Origin of the sequence: Streptomyces sp. NPDC058697 (assembly GCF_042715345.1) — a bacterium.
GTDB classification, from domain to species: domain Bacteria; phylum Actinomycetota; class Actinomycetes; order Streptomycetales; family Streptomycetaceae; genus Streptomyces; species Streptomyces liliifuscus.
Genome location: NZ_JBHXSU010000018.1, coordinates 153,295 through 173,834, shown reverse-complemented (window position 1 = coordinate 173,834; position 20,540 = coordinate 153,295). Strand labels below are relative to the sequence as shown.

20 protein-coding genes are annotated in these 20,540 nt (G+C 69.6%); 9 read left to right on the top strand and 11 right to left on the bottom strand.

What is annotated here, in order from left to right; translation table 11 throughout:
- Window positions 1-120 precede the first annotated feature (120 nt).
- The gene (locus tag ACFWXQ_RS33590) at window positions 121-885 is read right to left on the bottom strand and encodes a GntR family transcriptional regulator (protein WP_189837546.1); all 765 of its coding nucleotides are present in this window, start codon (window positions 883-885) and stop codon (window positions 121-123) included.
- Window positions 886-1,315: 430 nt separating this feature from the next.
- Between ACFWXQ_RS33590 and ACFWXQ_RS33585 the strand changes: the two genes are divergently transcribed.
- The 4 genes from ACFWXQ_RS33585 to ACFWXQ_RS33570 all read left to right on the top strand — a co-directional run bounded on the left by ACFWXQ_RS33585 (window position 1,316) and on the right by ACFWXQ_RS33570 (window position 6,086).
- Complete coding sequence (locus ACFWXQ_RS33585; protein WP_383955520.1) at window positions 1,316-2,593, top strand: extracellular solute-binding protein; 1,278 nt, start codon at window positions 1,316-1,318, stop codon at window positions 2,591-2,593.
- 91 nt (window positions 2,594-2,684) lie between these two features.
- Window positions 2,685-3,677 carry a carbohydrate ABC transporter permease gene (locus tag ACFWXQ_RS33580; RefSeq protein WP_383955523.1) on the top strand — a complete coding sequence of 331 codons (993 nt, stop codon included), beginning with the start codon at window positions 2,685-2,687 and terminating at the stop codon, window positions 3,675-3,677.
- Window positions 3,674-4,504, top strand: a complete 831-nt coding sequence (locus ACFWXQ_RS33575; protein WP_383955526.1) for a carbohydrate ABC transporter permease — start codon at window positions 3,674-3,676, stop codon at window positions 4,502-4,504. The genes ACFWXQ_RS33580 and ACFWXQ_RS33575 overlap by 4 nt, the downstream gene beginning before the upstream one ends.
- A 7-nt stretch (window positions 4,505-4,511) precedes the next feature.
- Window positions 4,512-6,086, top strand: a complete 1,575-nt coding sequence (locus tag ACFWXQ_RS33570; protein WP_383955529.1) for a glycoside hydrolase family 3 protein — start codon at window positions 4,512-4,514, stop codon at window positions 6,084-6,086.
- A gap of 135 nt (window positions 6,087-6,221) precedes the next feature.
- Here the strand turns inward: ACFWXQ_RS33570 and nagB are convergent, their stop codons facing one another.
- Entirely contained in the window at window positions 6,222-7,007 is a 786-nt protein-coding gene (gene nagB, locus ACFWXQ_RS33565; RefSeq protein WP_383955532.1) for a glucosamine-6-phosphate deaminase, read from the bottom strand.
- Between the two features lie 550 nt (window positions 7,008-7,557).
- Here nagB and ACFWXQ_RS33560 point away from each other — a divergent pair.
- The gene (locus ACFWXQ_RS33560; protein ID WP_383949003.1) at window positions 7,558-8,655 is read left to right on the top strand and encodes an SIS domain-containing protein; all 1,098 of its coding nucleotides are present in this window, start codon (window positions 7,558-7,560) and stop codon (window positions 8,653-8,655) included.
- A 292-nt stretch (window positions 8,656-8,947) separates the two neighbouring features.
- Here ACFWXQ_RS33560 and ACFWXQ_RS33555 read toward each other — a convergent pair whose 3' ends face one another.
- The gene (locus tag ACFWXQ_RS33555; RefSeq protein ID WP_383949006.1) at window positions 8,948-9,700 is read right to left on the bottom strand and encodes an SDR family oxidoreductase; all 753 of its coding nucleotides are present in this window, start codon (window positions 9,698-9,700) and stop codon (window positions 8,948-8,950) included.
- A 96-nt stretch (window positions 9,701-9,796) separates the two neighbouring features.
- Between ACFWXQ_RS33555 and ACFWXQ_RS33550 the strand changes: the two genes are divergently transcribed.
- Together ACFWXQ_RS33550 and ACFWXQ_RS33545 are read left to right on the top strand one after the other, a co-directional pair.
- Complete coding sequence (locus ACFWXQ_RS33550) at window positions 9,797-10,429, top strand: TetR/AcrR family transcriptional regulator (RefSeq protein WP_383949008.1); 633 nt, start codon at window positions 9,797-9,799, stop codon at window positions 10,427-10,429.
- A gap of 410 nt (window positions 10,430-10,839) precedes the next feature.
- Complete coding sequence (locus ACFWXQ_RS33545; RefSeq protein ID WP_383949059.1) at window positions 10,840-12,306, top strand: sensor histidine kinase; 1,467 nt, start codon at window positions 10,840-10,842, stop codon at window positions 12,304-12,306.
- Window positions 12,307-12,564: 258 nt separating this feature from the next.
- Here the strand turns inward: ACFWXQ_RS33545 and ACFWXQ_RS33540 are convergent, their stop codons facing one another.
- Together ACFWXQ_RS33540 and ACFWXQ_RS33535 are read right to left on the bottom strand one after the other, a co-directional pair.
- On the bottom strand, window positions 12,565-12,822 hold the full coding sequence (locus tag ACFWXQ_RS33540) for a WhiB family transcriptional regulator (protein ID WP_016639615.1): 258 nt from the start codon (window positions 12,820-12,822) through the stop codon (window positions 12,565-12,567).
- Window positions 12,823-13,140: 318 nt separating this feature from the next.
- Complete coding sequence (locus ACFWXQ_RS33535) at window positions 13,141-14,109, bottom strand: diacylglycerol/lipid kinase family protein (RefSeq protein ID WP_383949010.1); 969 nt, start codon at window positions 14,107-14,109, stop codon at window positions 13,141-13,143.
- A 134-nt stretch (window positions 14,110-14,243) separates the two neighbouring features.
- On the opposite strand from ACFWXQ_RS33535, the gene ACFWXQ_RS33530 reads away from it, so the two are divergent.
- On the top strand, window positions 14,244-14,690 hold the full coding sequence (locus tag ACFWXQ_RS33530; RefSeq protein WP_383949013.1) for a hypothetical protein: 447 nt from the start codon (window positions 14,244-14,246) through the stop codon (window positions 14,688-14,690).
- A 132-nt stretch (window positions 14,691-14,822) separates the two neighbouring features.
- Here ACFWXQ_RS33530 and ACFWXQ_RS33525 read toward each other — a convergent pair whose 3' ends face one another.
- The 3 genes from ACFWXQ_RS33525 to ACFWXQ_RS33515 form a co-directional block, all read right to left on the bottom strand.
- Window positions 14,823-15,950, bottom strand: a complete 1,128-nt coding sequence (locus ACFWXQ_RS33525; protein ID WP_383949016.1) for a SigB/SigF/SigG family RNA polymerase sigma factor — start codon at window positions 15,948-15,950, stop codon at window positions 14,823-14,825.
- Window positions 15,951-15,967: 17 nt separating this feature from the next.
- Window positions 15,968-16,381 carry an anti-sigma regulatory factor gene (locus ACFWXQ_RS33520; RefSeq protein WP_055512819.1) on the bottom strand — a complete coding sequence of 138 codons (414 nt, stop codon included), beginning with the start codon at window positions 16,379-16,381 and terminating at the stop codon, window positions 15,968-15,970.
- Window positions 16,382-16,632: 251 nt separating this feature from the next.
- Window positions 16,633-16,893, bottom strand: a complete 261-nt coding sequence (locus ACFWXQ_RS33515; protein ID WP_383949019.1) for a UBP-type zinc finger domain-containing protein — start codon at window positions 16,891-16,893, stop codon at window positions 16,633-16,635.
- Between the two features lie 61 nt (window positions 16,894-16,954).
- Here ACFWXQ_RS33515 and ACFWXQ_RS33510 point away from each other — a divergent pair, with 61 nt between their 5' ends.
- Window positions 16,955-18,550, top strand: a complete 1,596-nt coding sequence (locus tag ACFWXQ_RS33510) for a Na+/H+ antiporter (RefSeq protein ID WP_383949022.1) — start codon at window positions 16,955-16,957, stop codon at window positions 18,548-18,550.
- Between the two features lie 14 nt (window positions 18,551-18,564).
- Here ACFWXQ_RS33510 and ACFWXQ_RS33505 read toward each other — a convergent pair whose 3' ends face one another.
- From ACFWXQ_RS33505 to ACFWXQ_RS33495, 3 genes are all read right to left on the bottom strand, one after another.
- Window positions 18,565-19,506 carry a 1-aminocyclopropane-1-carboxylate deaminase/D-cysteine desulfhydrase gene (locus ACFWXQ_RS33505; RefSeq protein WP_383949025.1) on the bottom strand — a complete coding sequence of 314 codons (942 nt, stop codon included), beginning with the start codon at window positions 19,504-19,506 and terminating at the stop codon, window positions 18,565-18,567.
- 67 nt (window positions 19,507-19,573) lie between these two features.
- The gene (locus tag ACFWXQ_RS33500) at window positions 19,574-20,164 is read right to left on the bottom strand and encodes an N-acetylmuramoyl-L-alanine amidase (RefSeq protein ID WP_186001135.1); all 591 of its coding nucleotides are present in this window, start codon (window positions 20,162-20,164) and stop codon (window positions 19,574-19,576) included.
- Between the two features lie 134 nt (window positions 20,165-20,298).
- The gene (locus tag ACFWXQ_RS33495; RefSeq protein WP_383949028.1) at window positions 20,299-20,532 is read right to left on the bottom strand and encodes a hypothetical protein; all 234 of its coding nucleotides are present in this window, start codon (window positions 20,530-20,532) and stop codon (window positions 20,299-20,301) included.
- Window positions 20,533-20,540 lie beyond the last annotated feature (8 nt).

Sequence of the window (20,540 nt, the reverse complement as noted above, 5' to 3'; positions counted from 1 at the left end):
GCGCAGTTCCCCGCGCCCCTAAAGACGAAAGGCAGGGGCGCAGCCCCGTCTTTCAGGGGCGCGGGGAACTGCGCGACCAGCCACGACGCACCCGCAGCCGCCCACCGACCCCCACAACCCTTACTCCACAGGCCTCTTCAGCCGCGCAACGAACTTGTACCGGTCCCCCCGGTACACCGACCGCACCCACTCCACCGGCAACCCACCCCTGTCCAGCGAATGCCGGGACAGCATCAGCATCGGCAGCCCCACATCCGTACCGAGAAGACCCGCCTCCCGAGGAGTCGCCAGCGACGTCTCGATCGTCTCCTCGGCCTCGGCGAGATGAACGTCGTACACCTCCGCCAACGCCGTATACAGCGAGGTGTACTTGACGAGCGACCGCCGCAACGCGGGAAACCGCTTCGCGGACAGATGCGTCGTCTCGATCGCCATCGGCTCCCCGCTCGCGAGCCGCAGCCGCTCGATGCGCAGCACCCGCCCGCCGGCGGTGATGTCGAGCAGTTCGGCGAGCGTGTCGTCAGCGGTGATGTAGCCGATGTCCAGGAGCTGCGAGGTGGGTTCGAGACCCTGGGCCCTCATGTCCTCGGTGTACGAGGTGAGTTGCAGCGCCTGCGAGACCTTCGGCTTGGCAACGAACGTGCCCTTGCCCTGGATGCGCTCAAGACGGCCCTCGACGACCAGCTCCTGAAGGGCCTGCCTCACGGTCGTGCGCGAGGTGTCGAACTCGGCGGCGAGGGTGCGCTCGGGCGGTACGGGTGTGCCGGGCGGCAGTGTCTCCGTCATGTCGAGCAGATGCTTCTTGAGGCGGTAGTACTTGGGCACGCGCGCGGTACGGATGGGGGCCCCACCCTCGTTCTCCGCACTGCTGACGTCGGTGCTCATACTCTGCCTTCCCGGCTTCAGGTGCCGATGGGCCGACGTGCGCGTCGGCCGCGGCTCACATCGTGGCACGGCTTGCCGTGCGAGTGTCCCCCCGCACGCTGCGTGATCCCCTCTATATACCGTCGGGGTCTCTTTTGGTCTAGTCCAAAGGGTTGGAGAGCGGTTGCTGCGGGTGCTTCGAAGGGGCTGCTGAGGCGCCCGTCGCGGCATGCCCGTTCTGGTCCCCGTGTAGTGAAAGGTCCCTGCATATGTAGGTCGCGTAACGGACGGCCGAGAGCAGGTTTTCCACCCTTGACACCCCTCTAGGTCTAGGCCAAGCTCCCCCCTACTGGTCTAAACCATTGAGGACCAGGTCCCAGCCCCACGGGCAGTACTCGTCGTAAGTCACGCGGTGGGCAGGGGGGTTGCTGGAATCCCTGAGGAGGGTGACGTGAAGCGCAAGCTCATTGCGGCTGTCGGTGTCGCGGGCATGTTGATGTCTGTAGCGGCCTGTGGCGGCGACGACGGTGACAGTGGCGACAAGACGGGGGCCGACGGTTTCAAGGGGCAGACCCTGACCGTCTGGGCCATGGACGGCTCCACGCCGCCCGGCTGGACCAAGGACCTCACGGCCGCCTTCGAGAAGCAGACGAAGGCCAAGCTGAAGTTCGAGACCCAGCAGTGGAACGGCATCCAGCAGAAGATCACCACCTCGCTCTCCGAGGACAACCCGCCGGACGTCCTGGAGGTCGGCAACACCCAGACCCCGGCGTACGCGGCCACCGGCGGCCTCGCCGACCTGTCGGACCTCAAGTCGGAGATAGGCGCCGACTGGACCGAGGCCCTCAACGCGTCCTCGGTCTTCGACGGCAAGCAGTACGCGGCCCCGTGGTACTTCGCCAACCGTGTCGTCGTCTACAACAAGAAGGTCTGGGCCGACGCGGGCATCAAGGGCACCCCCAAGACGCGGGCCGAGTTCTTCGACGCCCTGGAGACCATCGAGAAGAAGACCGACGCCGAGCCGCTCTACCTGCCCGGCCAGAACTGGTACTTCTTCGACGGTCTGACCATCGGCCAGGGTGCCGACCTGGTGAAGAAGGACGGCGACAAGTACGTCTCCAACCTCGCGGACCCGAAGGTCGGCAAGGCCATGGAGATCTACAAGGAGTACCAGGCCTTCTCCAAGGCCCCCAAGGACAAGGACGAGGCGACCCCGCAGCAGGCCGAGGTCTTCGCCAAGGGCAACGTCGGTGCCTTCATCGGCATGGGCTGGGAGGCCGGCACGGCCATCGCCGCCAACAAGAAGATCGAGAAGGACATCGGCTACTTCACCATCCCCGGTGAGACGGCCGACAAGCCCGAGGGCGTCTTCCTCGGCGGCTCCAACTTCGCGGTCGCCGCAGGCAGCAAGAAGCAGGAGCTCGCCAAGGAGTTCCTGAAGCTCGCGCTGTCCGACAAGTTCGAGGGCGCGCTCGCCAAGGAGAACGGCGTCATCCCGAACAAGGAGTCGCTGCAGACCAACCTGTCGGCCAACCCCGCCGCCGTGGCAGCCGCCCCGGCCGCGGCCGGCGGTGGCACCACGCCGCTGATCCCCGAGTGGGCCGCCGTGGAGAACGACCCGAACCCGATCAAGAGCTACATGACCGCGGTTCTGAAGGGCAAGTCGCCCGCCGAGGCCGCCGAGCAGGTCGAGGCCGAGATCAACAAGCGGCTCGCACAGAGCAGCTGATCACCCGCGCGCCGGGGGCGGTCCCTTCCGTCCCCGGCGCGCCGGCGCATCGAACGATCTGCGACTCCCGAACCTGGAAGAGATGGCGAGCATGTCAGTGCAGACCGAACGCACGGACACAGGCACGGCCGCGGCGCCCGGTGTCCGTAAAACCGACGTAACCCCGCCCGGCGGCACGGGCCCGGCGAGAAGGCGCGGCGGCGCGTCCGCCCCGTATCTGCTGCTGCTGCCCGCCCTGCTCGCCACGGTGATCCTGCTCGGCTGGCCGCTGATCAAGAACGGCGTGCTGTCGTTCCAGAACCTCAACCCGCGCCAGCTGATCCTCCACCTCACCGAGTGGCGGGGGTTCGACAACTACACGGACGTCCTGAGCGGTTCGGACTTCTGGAAGGTCGTCCAGCGGACGATCGTCTTCACCGCCGTGAACGTCGTCCTCACCATGGTGCTCGGCACGCTCGTCGGCCTGCTCCTCGCCCGCCTCGGCAAGCGCATGCGGCTGGTGCTGCTGCTCGGCGTGGTGCTGGCCTGGGCGATGCCGGTGATCGCCGCGACCACGGTCTACCAGTGGCTGTTCGCCCAGCGCTTCGGCGTCGTCAACTGGCTGCTCGCCAAGGCCGGCTGGACGTCGATGGCCGACTACAACTGGTTCGGCACCCAGCTCTCCACCTTCTCCGTGATCACCCTGCTGATCGTCTGGCAGTCGATCCCGTTCGTGGCGATCAACCTGTACGCCGCCACCACCACCATTCCGAAAGAGCTGTACGAGGCCGCCTCGATCGACGGGGCCGGCATGTGGAAGAGCTTCACCTCGGTGACCTTTCCCTTCATACGGCCGTTCCTGTGGGCGACGACCTTCCTGGAGGTCATCTGGATCTTCAAGGCGTTCCCGCAGATCTTCGCCATGAACAAGGGCGGTCCCGACCGGCTCACCGAGACCCTGCCGATCTACGCGTTCGTCGAGGGCCCCGGCAACCAGCACTACGGGATGGGAGCGGCGATCTCGTTCCTGACGATCCTCATCCTGCTGGGCCTGACGGCCTACTACCTGCGTACCGTTCTCAAGCAAGAGGAGGACGAGCTGTGAAGCGCTCCCTGATGACCCGGCTGTGGCCCAACGCGACGGCCCTCGTCCTCTTCGTCGTCTTCACGTTCCCCGTCTACTGGATGTTCGCGACCGCTCTGAAGCCGACCGGCGACATCATCGCGGACGACCCGGTCTTCGTGCCGACGGACATCACCTTCGACCACTTCCGGACGGCGCTCGACGCCGACCACTTCTGGACGCTCGTCGGCAACTCCCTGACGGTGACCGTCCTCGCGGTGGTCTTCTCCCTCGTCATCGCGCTGCTCGCGTCCTTCGCGCTGGCGCGCATGCGGTTCAGGGGCCGCCGCGGCTTCCTGCTGACCTTCATGATCGCGCAGATGGCCCCCTGGGAGGTCATGGTCATCGCGATCTACATCATCGTGCGCGACGCGGACCTGCTCAACAGCCTCGTGCCGCTCACCGTCTTCTACATGATCATGGTGCTGCCCTTCACGATCCTGACGCTGCGCGGTTACGTCGCCGCCGTGCCGAAGGAGCTGGAGGAGTCGGCGATGGTGGACGGCTGCACCCGCAAGCAGGCCTTCGTGAAGGTCATCTTCCCGCTGCTCGCCCCGGGACTGATGGCGACCTCGCTCTTCGGCTTCATCACGGCATGGAACGAGTTCCCGCTGGTCCTGATCCTCAACAAGGACGCCGAGAAGCAGACGCTCCCGCTGTGGCTCTCCAGCTTCGAGTCGACGTTCGGTGACGACTGGGGGGCCACCATGGCCGCGGCCTCGCTCTTCGCCGTCCCGATCCTGGCCCTCTTCGTCTACCTCCAGCGCAAGGCCGTCAGCGGACTCACCTCCGGCGCGGTGAAGGGATAGCCCCCCGATGACCACCATCGCCTCCGGCACGGACACGCTGACCCGTGACGCCCTTGCCGTCCTGCAGCCCGGATTCACCGGGACCTCGGCTCCCTCCTGGCTGCTGCGGCGGCTGGGCGAAGGCCTCGCCTCCGTCGGCCTGTTCGGCCGCAACATCGCCACCCCCGCCCAAGTGGCCGCCCTGACGGCCCAGTTGCGCGCGGAACGCGACGACGTGCTGGTCGCCATCGACGAGGAGGGCGGTGACGTCACCCGCCTGGAGGTGCGTACGGGGTCCTCCTTCCCCGGCAACCACGCGCTGGGCGCGGTCGACGACATCGAGCTGACCGAGGCGGTCGCCCACGAGCTGGGCCGCCGGCTGGCCGCCTCCGGCGTGAACCTCAACTGGGCGCCGTCCGCCGACATCAACTCCAACTTCGACAACCCCGTCATCGGCGTACGGTCCTTCGGCGCCGACACCTCACTGGTGGCCCGGCACACGGCCGCGTACGTCTCCGGGCTGCAGTCCGCCGGAGTCGCCGCCTGCACCAAGCACTTCCCGGGCCACGGCGACACGGCGGTCGACTCGCACCACGCGATGCCGCGCATCGACGCGGACCTCTCGGTCCTGGAGTCCCGGGAACTGGTGCCGTTCCGCGCGGCCATCGAGGCGGGCACGCGTGCCGTGATGAGCGCGCACATCCTGGTCCCGGCCCTGGACCCCGTCCACCCCGCGACCCTCTCGCGCCGCATCCTCACCGGCCTGCTCCGCGAGGAACTGGGCTACGACGGCCTCATCGTCACCGACGGCATCGAGATGCAGGCCATCTCGGCGACCTACGGCATCGAACGGGGCAGCGTCCTCGCGATCGCCGCCGGCGCCGACGCCATCTGCGTGGGCGGCGGACTCTCCGACGAGCCGACGGTCCTGCGCCTGCGCGACGCCTTGGTCGCGGCCGTCCGCGCGGGCGAACTCCCCGAGGAACGCCTGGCGGACGCGGCGGCCCGGGTCAGAGCACTGGCGTCCTGGACGGCGTCGACACAGCCGACGCCTTCAACACGTTCGTCAACACGTTCGCCATCACCTTCGTCAGTAGGTTCCGCAGCGGGGCCCGAGGTCGGGGCGGCAGCGGGCTCCGCAGTGGGGTCCGACGCGAGGACCGACGTCGGACTGGTGGCGGCCCGGCGGGCGCTGACGGTCACGCGCGGAGCGCACTTCGCACCGGTCACCGAGGCTCCGTACGTCGCCGCCCTCACCCCCGTCGCCAACATCGCCGTCGGTGACGAGACCCCCTGGGGCGTCGCCGCCGAACTGCGGCGCATGCTGCCGGGCACGGAGACCGGGAGCTTCACGGGGGAGCGCGCCGGGGCCGAGGCCCTCGCGGCGGCCGGCTCCCGCCGCGTGGTCGCGGTGGTCCGCGACGCCCACCGCCACACCTGGATGGCCGAGGCCCTCGACATCCTGCTCGCCGCCCGCCCCGACACCGTCGTGGTCGAGATGGGCGTGCCGCAGTCACCGCCCCGTGGCGCCCTCCACATCGCCACCCACGGCGCGGCCCGCGTCTGCGGCCTCGCGGCGGCGGAGGCCATCGCCGGGGCATGAGCCCGCCGGGGCCCGAGCCGACGGAACGAAGGCCCGGGGCACCCCGCGAACGAAGATGCCGGGTCCACCACGAGCGGACCCGGCACCTTCGTGTTCGCGCGCATCCACACGCATTCGTTTCGTTAAGCGAATCGCCTAAATGCCCTGCCAGTCCGGCTTGTTGGCGAACGTGTGCCGGAAGTAGTCCGCGAGCTTCAACTTGGACGCGGCCGCCTCGTCCACGACGACCGTGGCATGCGGATGCAACTGGAGCGCCGACGCCGGGCACACCGCGGCGACGGGCCCCTCGACGGTCGCCGCCACGGCATCGGCCTTGCCCTCACCCGTGGCGAGCAGCACCAGATGCCGTGCCTCCAGAATCGTCCCGATCCCCTGGGTGATCACGTGATGCGGCACCTGCTCGATGTCGCCCTCGAAGAACCGGGCGTTGTCCACCCGCGTCTGCTCGGTCAGGGTCTTGATCCGCGTACGCGAGGCGAGCGACGAGCACGGCTCGTTGAACCCGATGTGCCCGTCGGTCCCGATCCCGAGGAGCTGGAGATCGACACCGCCCGCCTCGGCGAGCGCCTTGTCGTACGCCTCGCACGCGGCCCGCACGTCCTCGGCGGTCCCGTCGGGTCCTATGAACGCGTCGACGTCCAGCCCCAACGGCTCCAGCACCTCGCGCCGCAGCACCGACCGGTACGACTCGGGATGCTCGGCCGGCAGTCCCACGTACTCGTCGAGCTGTGCGACCCGCGCCCGCGAGGCGTCCACGGCACCGGAATCCACCTTCGCCGCCAGCGCCTGGTAGATGGGCAGCGGCGTCGAGCCGGTGGCCACCCCGAGCAGCGCGTCTGGCTTGTGCCGGAGCAGCTCCGCCATGGCCTCGGCAATGAGCTCGCCACCCGCCTTGGCGTCCGAAACGATGACAACTTCCACGCTGGGCCTGCCGTTCTGAAAGGTGAAGGGGACACAACCGAACATGTGGTATAGACCAATCTAGCAGCACGGCCCTCCCCGGTCGCCCCTCAGCTGCCCCTCGGCCGCCGCCCCGGCTCGGAGCACCCGGACAACGGCACGAGAGCGGTTCCGGCCATGACCGCACGCGATAGGCGCGCCGACGGGCCGCGCCCCGCGTGGTACCCCGGCCGAAGGCACCCGACCGCCCCCCGGCCGGCGGCGCCCGACCGCCCCCCTGGTCGACGGCACCTGACCGCCGCCGACCGACGGCGCTTGGCCGCCCCCCCCCCCCCGGGCTGGCGACGCCTGCCTCCCCCGGGCCGACGGCGCCCGACCACCCCCGGGCCGACGGCAACTGCCCCCGGGCCGGCGGCGCCTCGCTGACACTCCGGCCGCCGCACCCCACCCCGAGCGGGCGCCGCTCGCCGTGGGGGAGTGGAATGGAACCTGCGCCCGCGCAGTCAAGCTCCGCCACCCCTCCCGCGGACGCAGCTCCGCCCGCCACGCAACAGCCCCAGGAGGAAACGCCATGACCGCCACCCCGCCGGACCCCCAGCCCGACGCGCAGCCGGTACCCGCCGAGTCCGACCGCCCGGGCCGGATCATGGCCCGCGAGATGGCCGAGCAGCCCGCCGTCCTGCGGCGGATCCTGGAAGAGGGCGCCCCGCGCATCCAGGACGTGGCCCAGCGGGTGGCCGCCCGCAAACCCCGCTTCGTGCTGCTCACCGCCCGGGGCACCTCCGACAACGCGGCCCTCTACGCCAAGTACCTCCTGGAGATCCGCCTCGGCCTGCCGTGCGGCCTCGCCTCCATGTCGACCACGACGGCCTACGGCGCCCGCCCCGACCTCACCGACGTCCTGGTGGTCACGGTCAGCCAGTCCGGCGGCTCCCCGGATCTGGTGGCCTCGACCCGGGCCGCCCGTGAGGCCGGCGCCATCACGCTCGCGGTGACCAACAACCCGGACTCACCCCTGGCCGCCGTCGCCGAGTACCACCTCGACATCATGGCTGGGCTGGAGAAGGCACTCCCCGCCACCAAGACCTATACTGCCTCCCTCCTCGCGCTCTATCTCTTCGTCGAAGGACTGCGCGGCGGCGACGGAGCCCAGGCCAAGGTGCTCCCCGATCTCGCCGAGCAACTGCTCGCCCGCCAGGACGAGATCCGCACCCTCGCCTCGCGCTACCGCTTCGCCGAGCGCATGGTGATCACCTCCCGCGGCTACGGCTACCCCACCGCCAAGGAAGCCGCCCTCAAGCTCATGGAGACCAGCTACATCCCCGCCCTCTCCTACTCCGGTGCGGACCTGCTGCACGGCCCGCTTGCCATGGTCGACAACATCTCCCCGGTCATCGCGGTCGTCACCGACGGCAAGGGCGGCGCGGCACTCCAGCCCGTGCTCGACCGACTGCGCGGACGCGGCGCCGACCTCGTCGTCATCGGCCCCCGCCTCCAGGTCGAACAGGCCTCCGCCGGCTTCGTCCTGCCTACCGAGGGCGTGGCCGAGGAGGTCCAGCCGATCCTGGAGATCCTCCCGCTCCAACTCCTCGCCTACGAGGTCACCATCGCCCGCGGCCAGGACCCGGACGCACCCCGCGCCCTCGCGAAGGTCACGGAGACACGCTGATCCCGAGCCTCCCACTGATCCGGAGCCGTCCCGTCGATCCCGAGCTTCCCGCTGAACCGGAGCCGTCCCGCCGAACCCGAGCCTCCCGCTGAACCAGAGCCCTCCCGCCGAACCCGAGTCGCCCCGCTGAACCGAAGCCGCCCCACCGAACCGAAGCCGTCCCATCGATCCGGGGGGCATCCCGCCGATCCGGAGCCTCCCCACCGATCCAAAGGGGCTCCTCCATCCCGAGGGCGCCCCCCCCGTTGCGAAGGCGCCTCGCCGGACTCGGGGCGCCCGGGCAACCGACGGCTCAGGTCAGCGAACCCCCCATCGCATCCATCCAGTGCCCCGTCACCCACCGCCCCTGGTCCGAGGCGAGGAACGCCACCACGTCGGCGATGTCGGCGGTCTCGCCCACCCGGCCGAGCGCCGATATCGCCGCGGCGTTCGCCCACCCGTCGGTACTCCCATGGAGCAGCTCGGCCGTGTTGTCGGTGTCGACGATGCCCGGCGCCAGCGAGTTCACGGTGATGCCACGGGCGCCCAGCACCTTGGACAGGTCCCGGGAGAAGACGTCCAGGGCGCCCTTCGTCATTGCGTAGGCGATCAGGTGGGGGAAGACCGCGGTCCGTGCCAGCCCCGAGGAGATGTTGACGACCCGGCCGCCGTCGCGCAGGCGCCCCAGGCCGTGCCGGACGACGAAGAACGGCGCCTTCACATTCACCGCGAAGACCTGGTCGTACGTCTCCTCGTCGATCTCCTCGATCGGTGGCGTCGAACCGATCCCGGCGTTGTTCACCAGGATGTCCACCCCGTCCGCGTGCCGGTCGAACTCCTCCCACAGGGCCGCCGCGTCCCCCGGCAGCCCGAGCTCCGCACGGATCGCGAACGCCGAGCCGCCGGCCGCCTCGATCGTCGCCACCGTCTCCTTCGCGGCCGCCTCGCTCCTGCCGTAGTGCACCCCGACCCGCGCCCCGTCGCGTCCGAGCCGCTCGGCGATCCCGCGTCCGATACCCCTGCTCGCCCCCGTGACGAGTGCCGTCCTGCCCGTGAGCACGCCCATGCCGGCGCCCCCTTCCCATTTGCCTAGTGGTCGCTACAAAAAGACCGTACAACGAGCCGGGGACATTTCTCTAGCACCCGCTATACAATTCACTCCATGGTGAGCAGCCACAACATCAAGGACGCCGCCGCCCGGGCCTCGAAGCCTCGCGGCCGCCCCCGCTCCTTCGACCGCGAGACCGCGCTGGAGAAGGCGATCCTCGCCTTCTGGGAGCACGGGTACGAGGCGACCTCCGTCTCCGACCTCACCCAGGTCATGGGCATCGGCGCCCCCAGCCTCTACGCGGCCTTCGGCGACAAGCGGTCGCTCTTCGACGAGGTCGTACGGGAGTACGGCGAGCGGTACGGCTCGTTCGGCGACCGGGCCTTCGCCGAGGAGCCGACGGTCTGGGCCGCGGTCGAGCGGATGCTGCGCGAGGCGGCAGCCGAGTACACCGAGCCAGGCCGCCCGCACGGCTGCCTGATCGTCCACGCGGCCACCAACTGCACCACCCCGGAGGTGGAGGAATCCCTCCGTGAGCGGCGCAACGCGAACATCGCCGCCATCGAGAGCCGCATCAGGTCCGGCGTCGCCGCAGGTGAGCTGCCCGCGGACATCGACGCGGCAGGCCTGGCCCGGCACACCGGAGCCATGATCCAGGGCATGTCCCAGCAGGCCCGTGACGGCGCGAGCAAGGAAGAGCTGGAGGCGCTCGCCGAACTCGCCATGCGAATCTGGCCCCGCTCGTGAACCGCTCGGGGATAGGCTGCGTGGTGGATGTAGGACGTGAGTTGTTGGATAAAGAGACAACAACAAACATCCGCCAACGCATGGACAGTCGAGAGTGGTCTAGTCCACAATCGTACAAAGCTTGAGAATGCAACTTGATGATCAAGCCGTCCGAATGACCAAGCCTCCGTCTTCCCCGCACAGGAAGACGGACCGAGGAGCCGGCGCTCTCTGCCCTGACTGCACCGGATCCTCATCCTTCGGCCGACCGGGACCGCACAGCCCGCGGCCGATGTTGCTCCGGGCTGCGGTGCCGGGAGGGTTGAGGGTCCCTCTCAGGCGCCGCGGCCCGCGGGTGTTTCCGGGCCCGCGCGGATGGCCGATTTCGGAGCATGTCGCACCCGGCGGGTACGCTCGCACACGTGCCCTCCATGAACGACCTCGTCCGCCAGCACACCGCCCTCGGTGACTCCGACCTCGAGTGGCTGCACCTGCTGGTCTCGGAGTGGCAGCTGCTCTCCGACCTCTCCTTCGCGGACCTCGTCCTGTGGGTTCCCACCCGTGACGGCACCCGCTATGTCTCGGTCGCCCAGATGAGGCCCAACACCGGCCCCACCTCGTATCAGGACGACATGGTCGGCCACCTCGTCCCGCGCGGCCGCCGCCCCATGCTGGACGCGGCACTGGACGAGGGCCGGATCGTGCGCGAGGGCGACCCGGAGTGGCGCGAGGAGGTTCCCGTACGGGTCGAGTCGATCCCCGTGCGCAGGGAGGGCCGCGTGCTGGGCGTCATCGCCCGCAACACCAATCTCCTCACCGTGCGCACCCCCTCGCGGCTCGAACTCACCTATCTGCAGAGCGCGTCCGACCTCGCACAGATGATCGCGGCGGGCTCCTTCCCGTTCCCCGACCAGCAGGTCGACATGGACGCCTCGCCGCGGGTGGGCGACGGCCTGATCAGGCTGGACGCGGAGGGCGTCGTCCAGTACGCGTCACCGAACGCGCTGTCGGCGTACCACCGTCTCGGCCTCGCCGCCGACCTGGTCGGCCACCACCTCGGCAAGACCACGGCCGAACTCGCCCCGTCCCGTGGCCCGGTGGACGAGGCGCTGGCCAAGGTCGCCAGCGGCTGGGCGCCCCGCGAGTTCGAGATCGAGAGTGCCGACGGCGTGATCCAGCTGCGCGCCATCCCGCTCAAACCCAAGGGCACGCGGGTGGGTTCGCTCGTACTCCTGCGCGATGTGACCGAACTGCGGCGCCGCGAGCGCGAGTTGATCACCAAGGACGCGACCATCCGGGAGATCCACCACCGGGTGAAGAACAACCTCCAGACGGTCGCGGCGCTGCTCCGCCTCCAGGCCCGCCGTATCGAGTCCGACCGGGGCCGTGAGGCGCTCGAAGAGGCCGTGCGCCGTGTCGGGTCGATCGCCATCGTGCACGAGACGCTCTCCCAGAACCTGGACGAGCGCGTGGAGTTCGACGAGATCGCCGACCGGGTGCTCGCCATGGTCGCCGAGATCTCCCCGGGCAAGGTCGTCGGCCGGCGCACCGGACGCTTCGGCATACTCGACGCCGAGGTCGCGACCCCGCTCTCCATGGTCCTCACGGAGATCCTGCAGAACGCGCTGGAGCACGGCTTCCGCGAGGGCGACCGCGGCACGGTCGAGGTGTCGGCGGTCCGCGGCGGCAGCACCAAGGAGGCCCGCCTCCTGGTCACCGTCCAGGACGACGGCATCGGTCTTCCCGAGGGCTTCGACCCGCACCGCTCGGGCAATCTGGGTCTGCAGATCGTACGGACGCTGGTGGAGGGGGAGTTGGGCGGCACCTTCGACATGGTCCGCGCCCCCGAGCGCGGGACCCAGGTCGTCCTGGACATTCCGGTGGTGCCCCACAAGTGAAGCACCGGCAATCCGCACCATTACTCCACGGATACGCTGCGTAATCGTCACGAGCTTCCGGGCATGCCCCGCGGTCGCGGGGCACCCCACGAAGACGCGGCCGCAAACAGCAATGAGCCCCGGACCGTTTTCCGGTCCGGGGCTCATCGTGCTAGTTGCTATCTGCGCATCGGGGGGTACTGCGCGCTGCGGCTCGGGGGCGGGAGAAGCGTACTCGCTGTACGCGCCGCCAAGCTCAGGGCCGTGTGGGGTGGGTTGTCAGGCGGATGCCTGGCGGGCCCGGTTGCGGGCGGCGCGGCGCTTCATGGCGCGGCGCTCGTCCTCGCTGAGACCACCCCAGACGCCGGAGTCCTGGCCGGACTCGAGCGCCCACTGCAGGCACTGCTCCATGACGGGGCAGCGACGACAGACGGCCTTGGCTTCCTCGATCTGCAGCAGCGCAGGACCGGTGTTGCCGATGGGGAAGAAGAGCTCGGGGTCTTCCTCGCGGCAAACGGCGTTGTGACGCCAGTCCATGGCTGCTACCTCTCCTTGGTATTACATGCACGTTGCTTGTGAATGTGAACGCTTTCACGAATCCCTCAACAAGTGAAGGGCCGACTACCAGACGGACTGGTGTGGTCCTGTGAATTGAGGAGGGGTTCCGGCGCTCTGTGGGGGCGATGTTGCGGCCCGTCCCGAGCGCCACAAAGAGACTCGCAAACCTCAGCGGCGGATACAACCCCTACCGGAAAGTTTTTTTTGATTCCTCGGTGTCGACTAGGTCACAGCCGTACTTCCATGGGGTGGATCCTGGCCTAAACGTTCGAGTGGAAGGACTTTAGCCCGTTCCGCTCACACAATCACACGCAGTGCACGACGAACGCCTGTGAACGTCACGCTCGTACGCAGTCCGAGGTGGTCGCCGTCCATCTGGAGGGGGAGTGGGACCTTCGAATGCAAGGTGAAGTCGGTCAGGTCGTGCAGGGACACCGCATGCTTCCCATGGGGTCCGCGCTCGGGGGACGAAGTGAGCAACTGGGTGCCATACCGGGCAACCGCGGTCGTCGACATGCGGCTGAGACCGAGTACGTCGAGCCCGGTATCGAACGAGGCCTTAGGTGACGCGTACACCGGGCGATTGCCCAGATACGTCCACGGAGAGGTGTTGCAGACTATCGACAGCACCAAATCGGTCACCGGGTCCGCGTCCGGCCGCTCCAGTGTGATCGTGCCGTGGCGGCGGTGGGTCTCCCCGAAGAACTGGCGCATCGCCTGGCGCAGGTAGAGGGAGTGCGTGGAACGCTTGCCGCGCTCGCGATGCTGTTCGACGCGGCCGACCACGCCGGCGTCGAAGCCGAGGCCCGCGTTGAAGGTGAACCAGCGGGCGGGGACGCCTTCGTCCTCGCTGCCCGGGGTGCCCGCGGCGAGGCCGAGGCCCACCGTGCGCTGCCGGCCCTCGCGCAACGCGTCGAGGAGGGCGCCGGTGGCCTCCACGGGCTCGTTCGGCAGGCCCAGGGCGCGCGCGAAGACATTGGTGGAGCCGCCGGGGACGACGGCGAGGCCCGGCAGCCGGTCGGGGTCGGGGCCGCCGTGCAGCAGACCGTTCACGACCTCGTTGACCGTGCCGTCGCCGCCGAGGGCCACGACCAGGTCTATGTCCTCGCTGTCCGCGGCCTGCCGGCCGAGGTCCCTGGCGTGCCCGCGGTACTCGGTGGTGACCGCTTCGAGCTTCATCTCGCTCGCCAGTGCGTGGATCAAGACGTCACGCGTGCGCGCGCTTGTGGTGGTTGCTGCCGGATTGACCACGAGAAGTGCACGCATGCGATGCAGCGTACCTACCGCGTGGTACTCGGCCCATACCGAGGTGAGGATCAGGTGTGAGGGGCAGCACACGGCGGGTTACCGGGGGTGCCCGGGGCCGTTGGCGGGTACGGGGTGAGGGCTACTCTTCAGGGGTGAGTTCTGAGCAGAAGTCGACCCCGGACACCTCCGACGCCGAACCCCGTCCCACGCGGCTGACCGTCGCGGCGGCGCTCGCCGCGCTGGAGGGGCTCGCTCTTGTGGTCGGCGGCGGCTACATGCTTGTGATGGGTCTCACGGGGCACCCGGACGACCGCAGTCAGGCCGTCACGGGAGGCGTGACGCTGATCGTGCTCGCGCTGCTTCCGCTGCTGGCCGCGCGCGGGCTGTTGCTGCGGCGCGGGTGGAGCCGGGGGCCGGCGATCATCACGCAGATCATGGCGCTGCCCGTCGCGTACAACCTGCTTCAGGCCGACAGTCTCGCCATTCCCGGGGGGATCGCCCTGGCGGTGGTGGCTGTCGCCGCGCTGGTGCTGATCGTGAATCCGGAGACGACCAGGGCCCTGGGGATCACCGGGCCGGGCGGGGTACGGGAGCGTTAAGCAGTCCGGGGTGTGCTGAGGGCGTACTGCGTGTGAGGGTCCGCCGTGGCTGGTCGCGCAGTTCGCCGCGCCCCTGAAAGCCCTGAAAGAAAACCGTATGGTGCCCGCGCCCCTACCGAGGGGCGCGGTCTGTTACTCCTCCACCAGGAGCTTTTCGCGGAGCTGGGCCAGGGTGCGGGCCAGCAGGCGGGAGACGTGCATCTGGGAGATGCCCACCTCCTGGGCGATCTGGGACTGGGTCATGTTGGCGAAGAAGCGAAGCAGGAGAATCCGCTTCTCGCGCGGTGGGAGGTCCTCAAGGAGAGGCTTGAGGGACTCGCGGTACTCGACGCCCTCCAGGGCCTCGTCCTCGGCGCCCAGAGTGTCCGCGACCGCCGGGGACTCGTCGTCGGTGTCGGGGACGTCCAGGGACAGCGTGGAGTACGCGTTGGCCGACTCCAGGCCCTCCAGGACCTCCTCCTCCGAGATGCCCAGCTTCTCGGCCAGCTCGTGGACCGTGGGCGAGCGGCCGTGCAGCTGTGACAGCTCCGCGGTCGCCGTGGTGAGAGCCAGCCGCAGCTCCTGCAGCCGGCGCGGCACACGCACCGCCCAGCCCTTGTCACGGAAGTGCCGCTTGATCTCACCGACCACCGTCGGAGTCGCGTACGTCGAGAACTCGACGCCGCGCTCCGGGTCGAAGCGGTCGACCGACTTGATCAGGCCGATGGTGGCGACCTGCGTGAGGTCGTCCAGCGGCTCACCGCGGTTGCGGAAGCGGCGCGCTAGGTGCTCCACGAGCGGCAGGTGCATCCGGACCAGCCGGTTGCGCAGCTCCGCGTACTCCGGGCTGCTGGGATCCAGCTTGCGCAGCTCGATGAACCTGGCCCGCGCCCCGCTGCGGTCGTGGGGGTCGTGATGCGTACCCGACGCGCCGCTGTCGGCATTTCGTTCGTGCTCGTGCTGCTCGCTCATGATCCCGCCCGTCACCCGCCGCCGCCCTTCCGAGGACGTCCCCCCAGACTCCGTCCGGGGGGACCCCCACTGCGCGGCAACGTCTGGATCCTGTCGCCCGTCACTGTCGGACAGCGCCTCGCGCCCGTCCTTGTCGACCGGCTCTTCCCGCCGAGACGCTTCGGCCGCCGAGGAGGCGTCGTCCTCCGGATGCGGCCGGGCCTGCTGCTCGGGGATGCCGTCGACACCTTCCGCCAGAGGCCGAGGCCCGGTCGGGCCGTCCTCGCCCTTGCCGGGAAGTTCCCGTGTGCCGCGCTCTTCGTCCCGCACCGGCCCGTCCCCGTTCCTCACGCCGGCCCGGGTCCCGCGCCGCGCTGTTTGTAGAGGCTGATCGAAACGGTTTTGTCGTCGGCCACCGAGGAGGACACCTTGCCGGCGAGGGCCGACAGCACGGTCCAGGCGAAGGTGTCCCGCGCGGGGGCATGGCCATCGGTGGTCGGGGCCGAGACGGTCACCTCGAGCGAGTCGTCGATCAGGCGGAAGACACAGCTGAGCACGGAGCCCGGCACCGCCTGTTGCAACAGGATCGCGCACGCCTCGTCCACGGCGATGCGCAAGTCCTCGATCTCGTCGAGGGTGAAGTCCAAACGCGCCGCGAGGCCGGCTGTGGCCGTGCGCAGCACCGACAGGTAGGCACCCGCAGCCGGCAGCCGGACTTCCACGAAGTCCTGGGTCGCGGGCTCGCCTGCGATCTGGGACACCCTCACCTCCAAGGTGGTACAAGCTCTTTCGGGGGCCGAGGGTCGCCCCCCGGGGTAACGCGCAACGTGGTTCAGCGGTGACGCTATCGCGCTCTCAGGTTTCCTGTCCCCGGGACCCCAACCCCTTGCTGTCACTCATAGTAAACCTATGGATACGCACAGTGGCTAGGGGTCTGCGGGCCCAATTGGGAAGAGCGCGCGCCGGGTTGACGTACCCAACGGTCAGAGGGTCGAACCGTCCGGATCCCTCGTCACACGAGTACGTGGTCGACGAAGCACCAGCGCCAGTTCTCTCCGGGCTCGAACGTGCGCATGATCGGGTGTCCCGTCTTCTTGAAGTGCTCCGTCGCGTGCCGCAGCGGCGACGAGTCGCAGCAGCCCACGTCTCCGCAGATGAGACACAGTCGCAACTGCACGGGGTGCGAGCCGGCGGCCAGACACTCCAGGCAGGTCTCGCTCAGCGGCTTGGGTTCCGGATCCGGCAGCGCGTCGGCGTGCGTGCACTGTTTCATGATTGCCAGATTACGTCGGGCGTGCGGGAATCCGCGCGGAAACGAAGGTGGGCCGAAGCCGATGCATGTGATGCCCCTCCTGCTGCTGGTCGCCGGCAGCGCCGTGGTCGCCGGCGCGGCCCGCCGTACCCCGGTGCCCGCGCCGCTGCTGCTGGTCACCGCGGGCCTGATCGTCTCGTACCTGCCCGGGGTCCCCGAATACACCCTCGACCCCCACGTGGTGCTCCCGCTCGTGCTGCCTCCGCTGCTCTACACGGCGGCCACGGACAGCTCGTACCTCGATCTGCGGGCGCAACTCAGGCCGGTCGCGCTGCTGTCCGTCGGGTACGTGCTCTTTGCGACACTCGTCGTCGGCTGGGCCGCCTACATGATCGTGCCGGACCTGTCGCTGACGGCGGCACTGGTGCTCGGCGCGGTCGTGGCGCCGCCGGACGCGGTGGCGGCCACGGCGGTGGCGCGCCGGGTCGGGCTGCCCTCCAGGGTCACCACGATCCTGCAGGGCGAGTCCCTGGTGAACGACGCGACCGCGATCACCGCCTACCGGGTGGCGGTCGCCGCAGCCGTCGGCGAGGGCGCGACCTGGGCGGGCGGCATCGGCGAGTTCCTGCTCGCCGCGATCGGCGGCGTCGGGATCGGAGTCGTCCTGATGATGCCGCTCCACTGGCTGCGCACGCACCTGAAGGAGGCGCTGCTCCAGAACTCCCTGTCGCTGCTGATCCCGTTCTTCGCGTACGCCGTCGCCGAGCAGGTGCACGCCTCCGGAGTGCTCGCCGTGGTCGTCGTCGCGCTCTACCTGGGGCACCGCAACTGGGAGGTCGACTTCGCGACCCGGCTCCAGGAGGAGGCGGTCTGGAAGATGGTCGCGTTCATCCTGGAGTCGGCGGTCTTCGCGCTCATCGGCCTGCAACTCCCGATCGTCCTCAAGGGCCTCGACGAGTACGAGGGAGTGAGCGCCGCCTGGTACGCGGTGGCCGTCTTCCTGGTCGTCGTCGTGTCCCGCTTCGTGTGGGTGTATCCGGCGACCTTCCTGCCCCGCATCCTGTCCAAACGGATCCGGGAACGGGAGGACAACCCCACCTGGAAGGGGCCCTTCATCATCAGCTGGGCCGGGATGAGAGGCGTGGTCTCGCTCGCCATCGCCTTCTCGATCCCGCTCACCGCGGAGGGCGGGGAGGACTTCCCGGGCCGCAATCTGATCCTCTTCCTGACCTTCACGACAGTGATCGGCACGCTGGTCGTGCAGGGGCTGACACTGCCCCCGCTGGTCCGTCTGCTGAAGCTGCCCGAGCGGGACCAGCAGGCCGAGACGCTCGCGGAGGCGAACGCCCAGGCACAGGCGTCCCGGACCGCGGAGCGCCGCCTGGACGAACTCCTCGACGACGAGCGCAACGCGCTGCCGCCGCCGCTCGCAGACCGGCTCCGCTCGGTCCTGGAGCGTCGCCGCAACGCCGTGTGGGAGCGGCTCGGGACGGTGAACCCCGTGACCGGGGAGACCGCCGACGACACGTACCGGCGGCTGTCGCGCGAGATGATCGCCGCCGAGCGGGAGATGTTCGTGAGACTCCGGGACGGCCGTTACATCGACGACGAGATGCTCCGGACGCTGCTTCGACGCCTGGACCTGGAGGAGGCGGCGGCGTTCCGTGAGGCTACGTAGGGCCTGGAGTGCGCCTAGAACCGGTCGGCGGGCCGGGGATGCGGACTGCCGGTGACGACCGCCGCGATCGTCGTCCCGCGCGGGAACGCGTTTTCCTCGGCGAGGGCGACAAGTCCGTACAGCAACTTGGCGACATAGAGACGCTCCACCGGCAGGCCGTGGCGCTGTTCGAAGTCGGCGGCGAACGCTTCGAGTTCGGGTGGCGTACGGGCGTAACCGCCGAGGTGGAAGCGGTCGTCGAGCCACCAGTCGCCGCACGGGCCGCCGAAGGCCTCGTCCTGGAGCGTACGTATCTCCGCGTCGAGGAAGCCGCCCTTGAGGACGGGTATGCCGAGGGCGCGCCCGCCCGGGCCGAGGCCGGCGGCCAGGCCCGCGAAGGTGCCGCCCGTGCCGCAGGCCACCGCGGCCACGTCGATACCGCCGTGGTCCCGCAGCTCCTCGCCGAGGGCCCGGCAGCCCAGGACGGCAAGGGAGTTGCTGCCGCCCTCCGGGATCACGTATGCGTCCTCGGCGGCGCACGAGCGAAGGAGCGTGACCAGGGTCTTCGGCTCGCTCTTGCGGCGGTACGTCGATCTGTCGACGAAGTGGAATCGCATGCCGTCGGCCGCGCACTGGGCCAGGGACGGGTTGAGCGGGCGGTCGGCGAGCTCCTGGCCGCGGACCACGCCGATGGTGGGCAGACCCAGGAGGCGGCCCGCGGCGGCGGTGGCCCGAAGATGGTTCGAGTACGCGCCGCCGAAGGTGAGGACCGTGCGGCCCGCCGCCGCCCGCAGGTTCGGGGCCAGCTTGCGCCACTTGTTGCCGACCAGCTCCGGGTGGATCAGATCGTCCCGCTTGAGCAGCAGCCGGACTCCGCGCCGCGCGAACCGCTCGTCCACGGCCTCCCGCACCGGGGACGGCAGCCGCGGCCGCAGGGCGCCCAGGCCGAGTGCTTCGGGGGTCTCGGGGCTGATCACGCACCCATTGTCGGACACGCGTCCGAGCGGGGCAGGGGCACGGCGGCGCGGGCCCGCCACGACGGCGCTACTTCAGTCGTTCGTGGATGCGATCTCGCATGGCCGCCATCGTGAAGCCGCGGGGGTCGATCTTGCCCGGCTGCCATTCCAGGTGGCCGATGACCGAGCGTGCCGTCCAGCCGTGGTGGCGGCAGACCGCCGCCGCGGCGCGCTCGATGGCGTCGAGCTGAGCCTCGGGCCAGGGGTCCTCGCCGTCGCCGAGGTTCTCGCACTCGAAGCCGTAGAAGTGGCGGTTGCCGTCGGTGTTCGCCTCGTTGTCCGGCGGGAGGGCCTTCTCCGCGATGACCGCGCGCAGGACGTCGTCGTCGCCCAGACCCGCGTGGTTGGAACGGCCGTAGCCGACGAGGTGGACTCTGCCGTCCTTGGTGATGACACCGTGGCACAGCGGGCCGGGCAGGCCGCTGTAGCCGTCACGGCAGATCTCCACCGTGCGCTGACTTCCCGATGTCACCGTGTGGTGGATCATCACGCCGTGGACCGGGCCCCACGGGCCCTTGTGATTGCGGTTGTGATGCTCCCAGTCGCCGACCTCGACGACGGTGAGCCCTTCCGCCTTGAGCCGGCTCAGAAAGCTGCCCGCGGACATGGGTGGGGCCATGACCGCCTCCTTACAGGCCGCGACGGCCACCCAATGCGGCCGTCTCGTACCGCAGCTTGTACCCGGATCTCTCCGGTCGGAGCCACTTCTTCGCACGGCGTGCGAGCCGATCCGGTCAGCGGCACGGGCGGACCTCAGGCGCGCAGAAAACCGTCCCCGTGCGTCGCGATGTGGCTCTCCACGGCCTGGAGGGCCTGCTGTGTGGCCTGCGGAGAGCCGCTGCCGCGCCGCTCCGCGAGGTAGGCCGCGCCCAGGCTCTTCAACAGATCGGCGCCCGCCCGCTGTGCCTGGACGTCGTCGAGCTTCTGCTTGCCCTGCGTGAGGCCGCGCTGTGCTTGTTCCTTGGCGCGGTCCAGGAAGCCTGCCATTGCCTTCT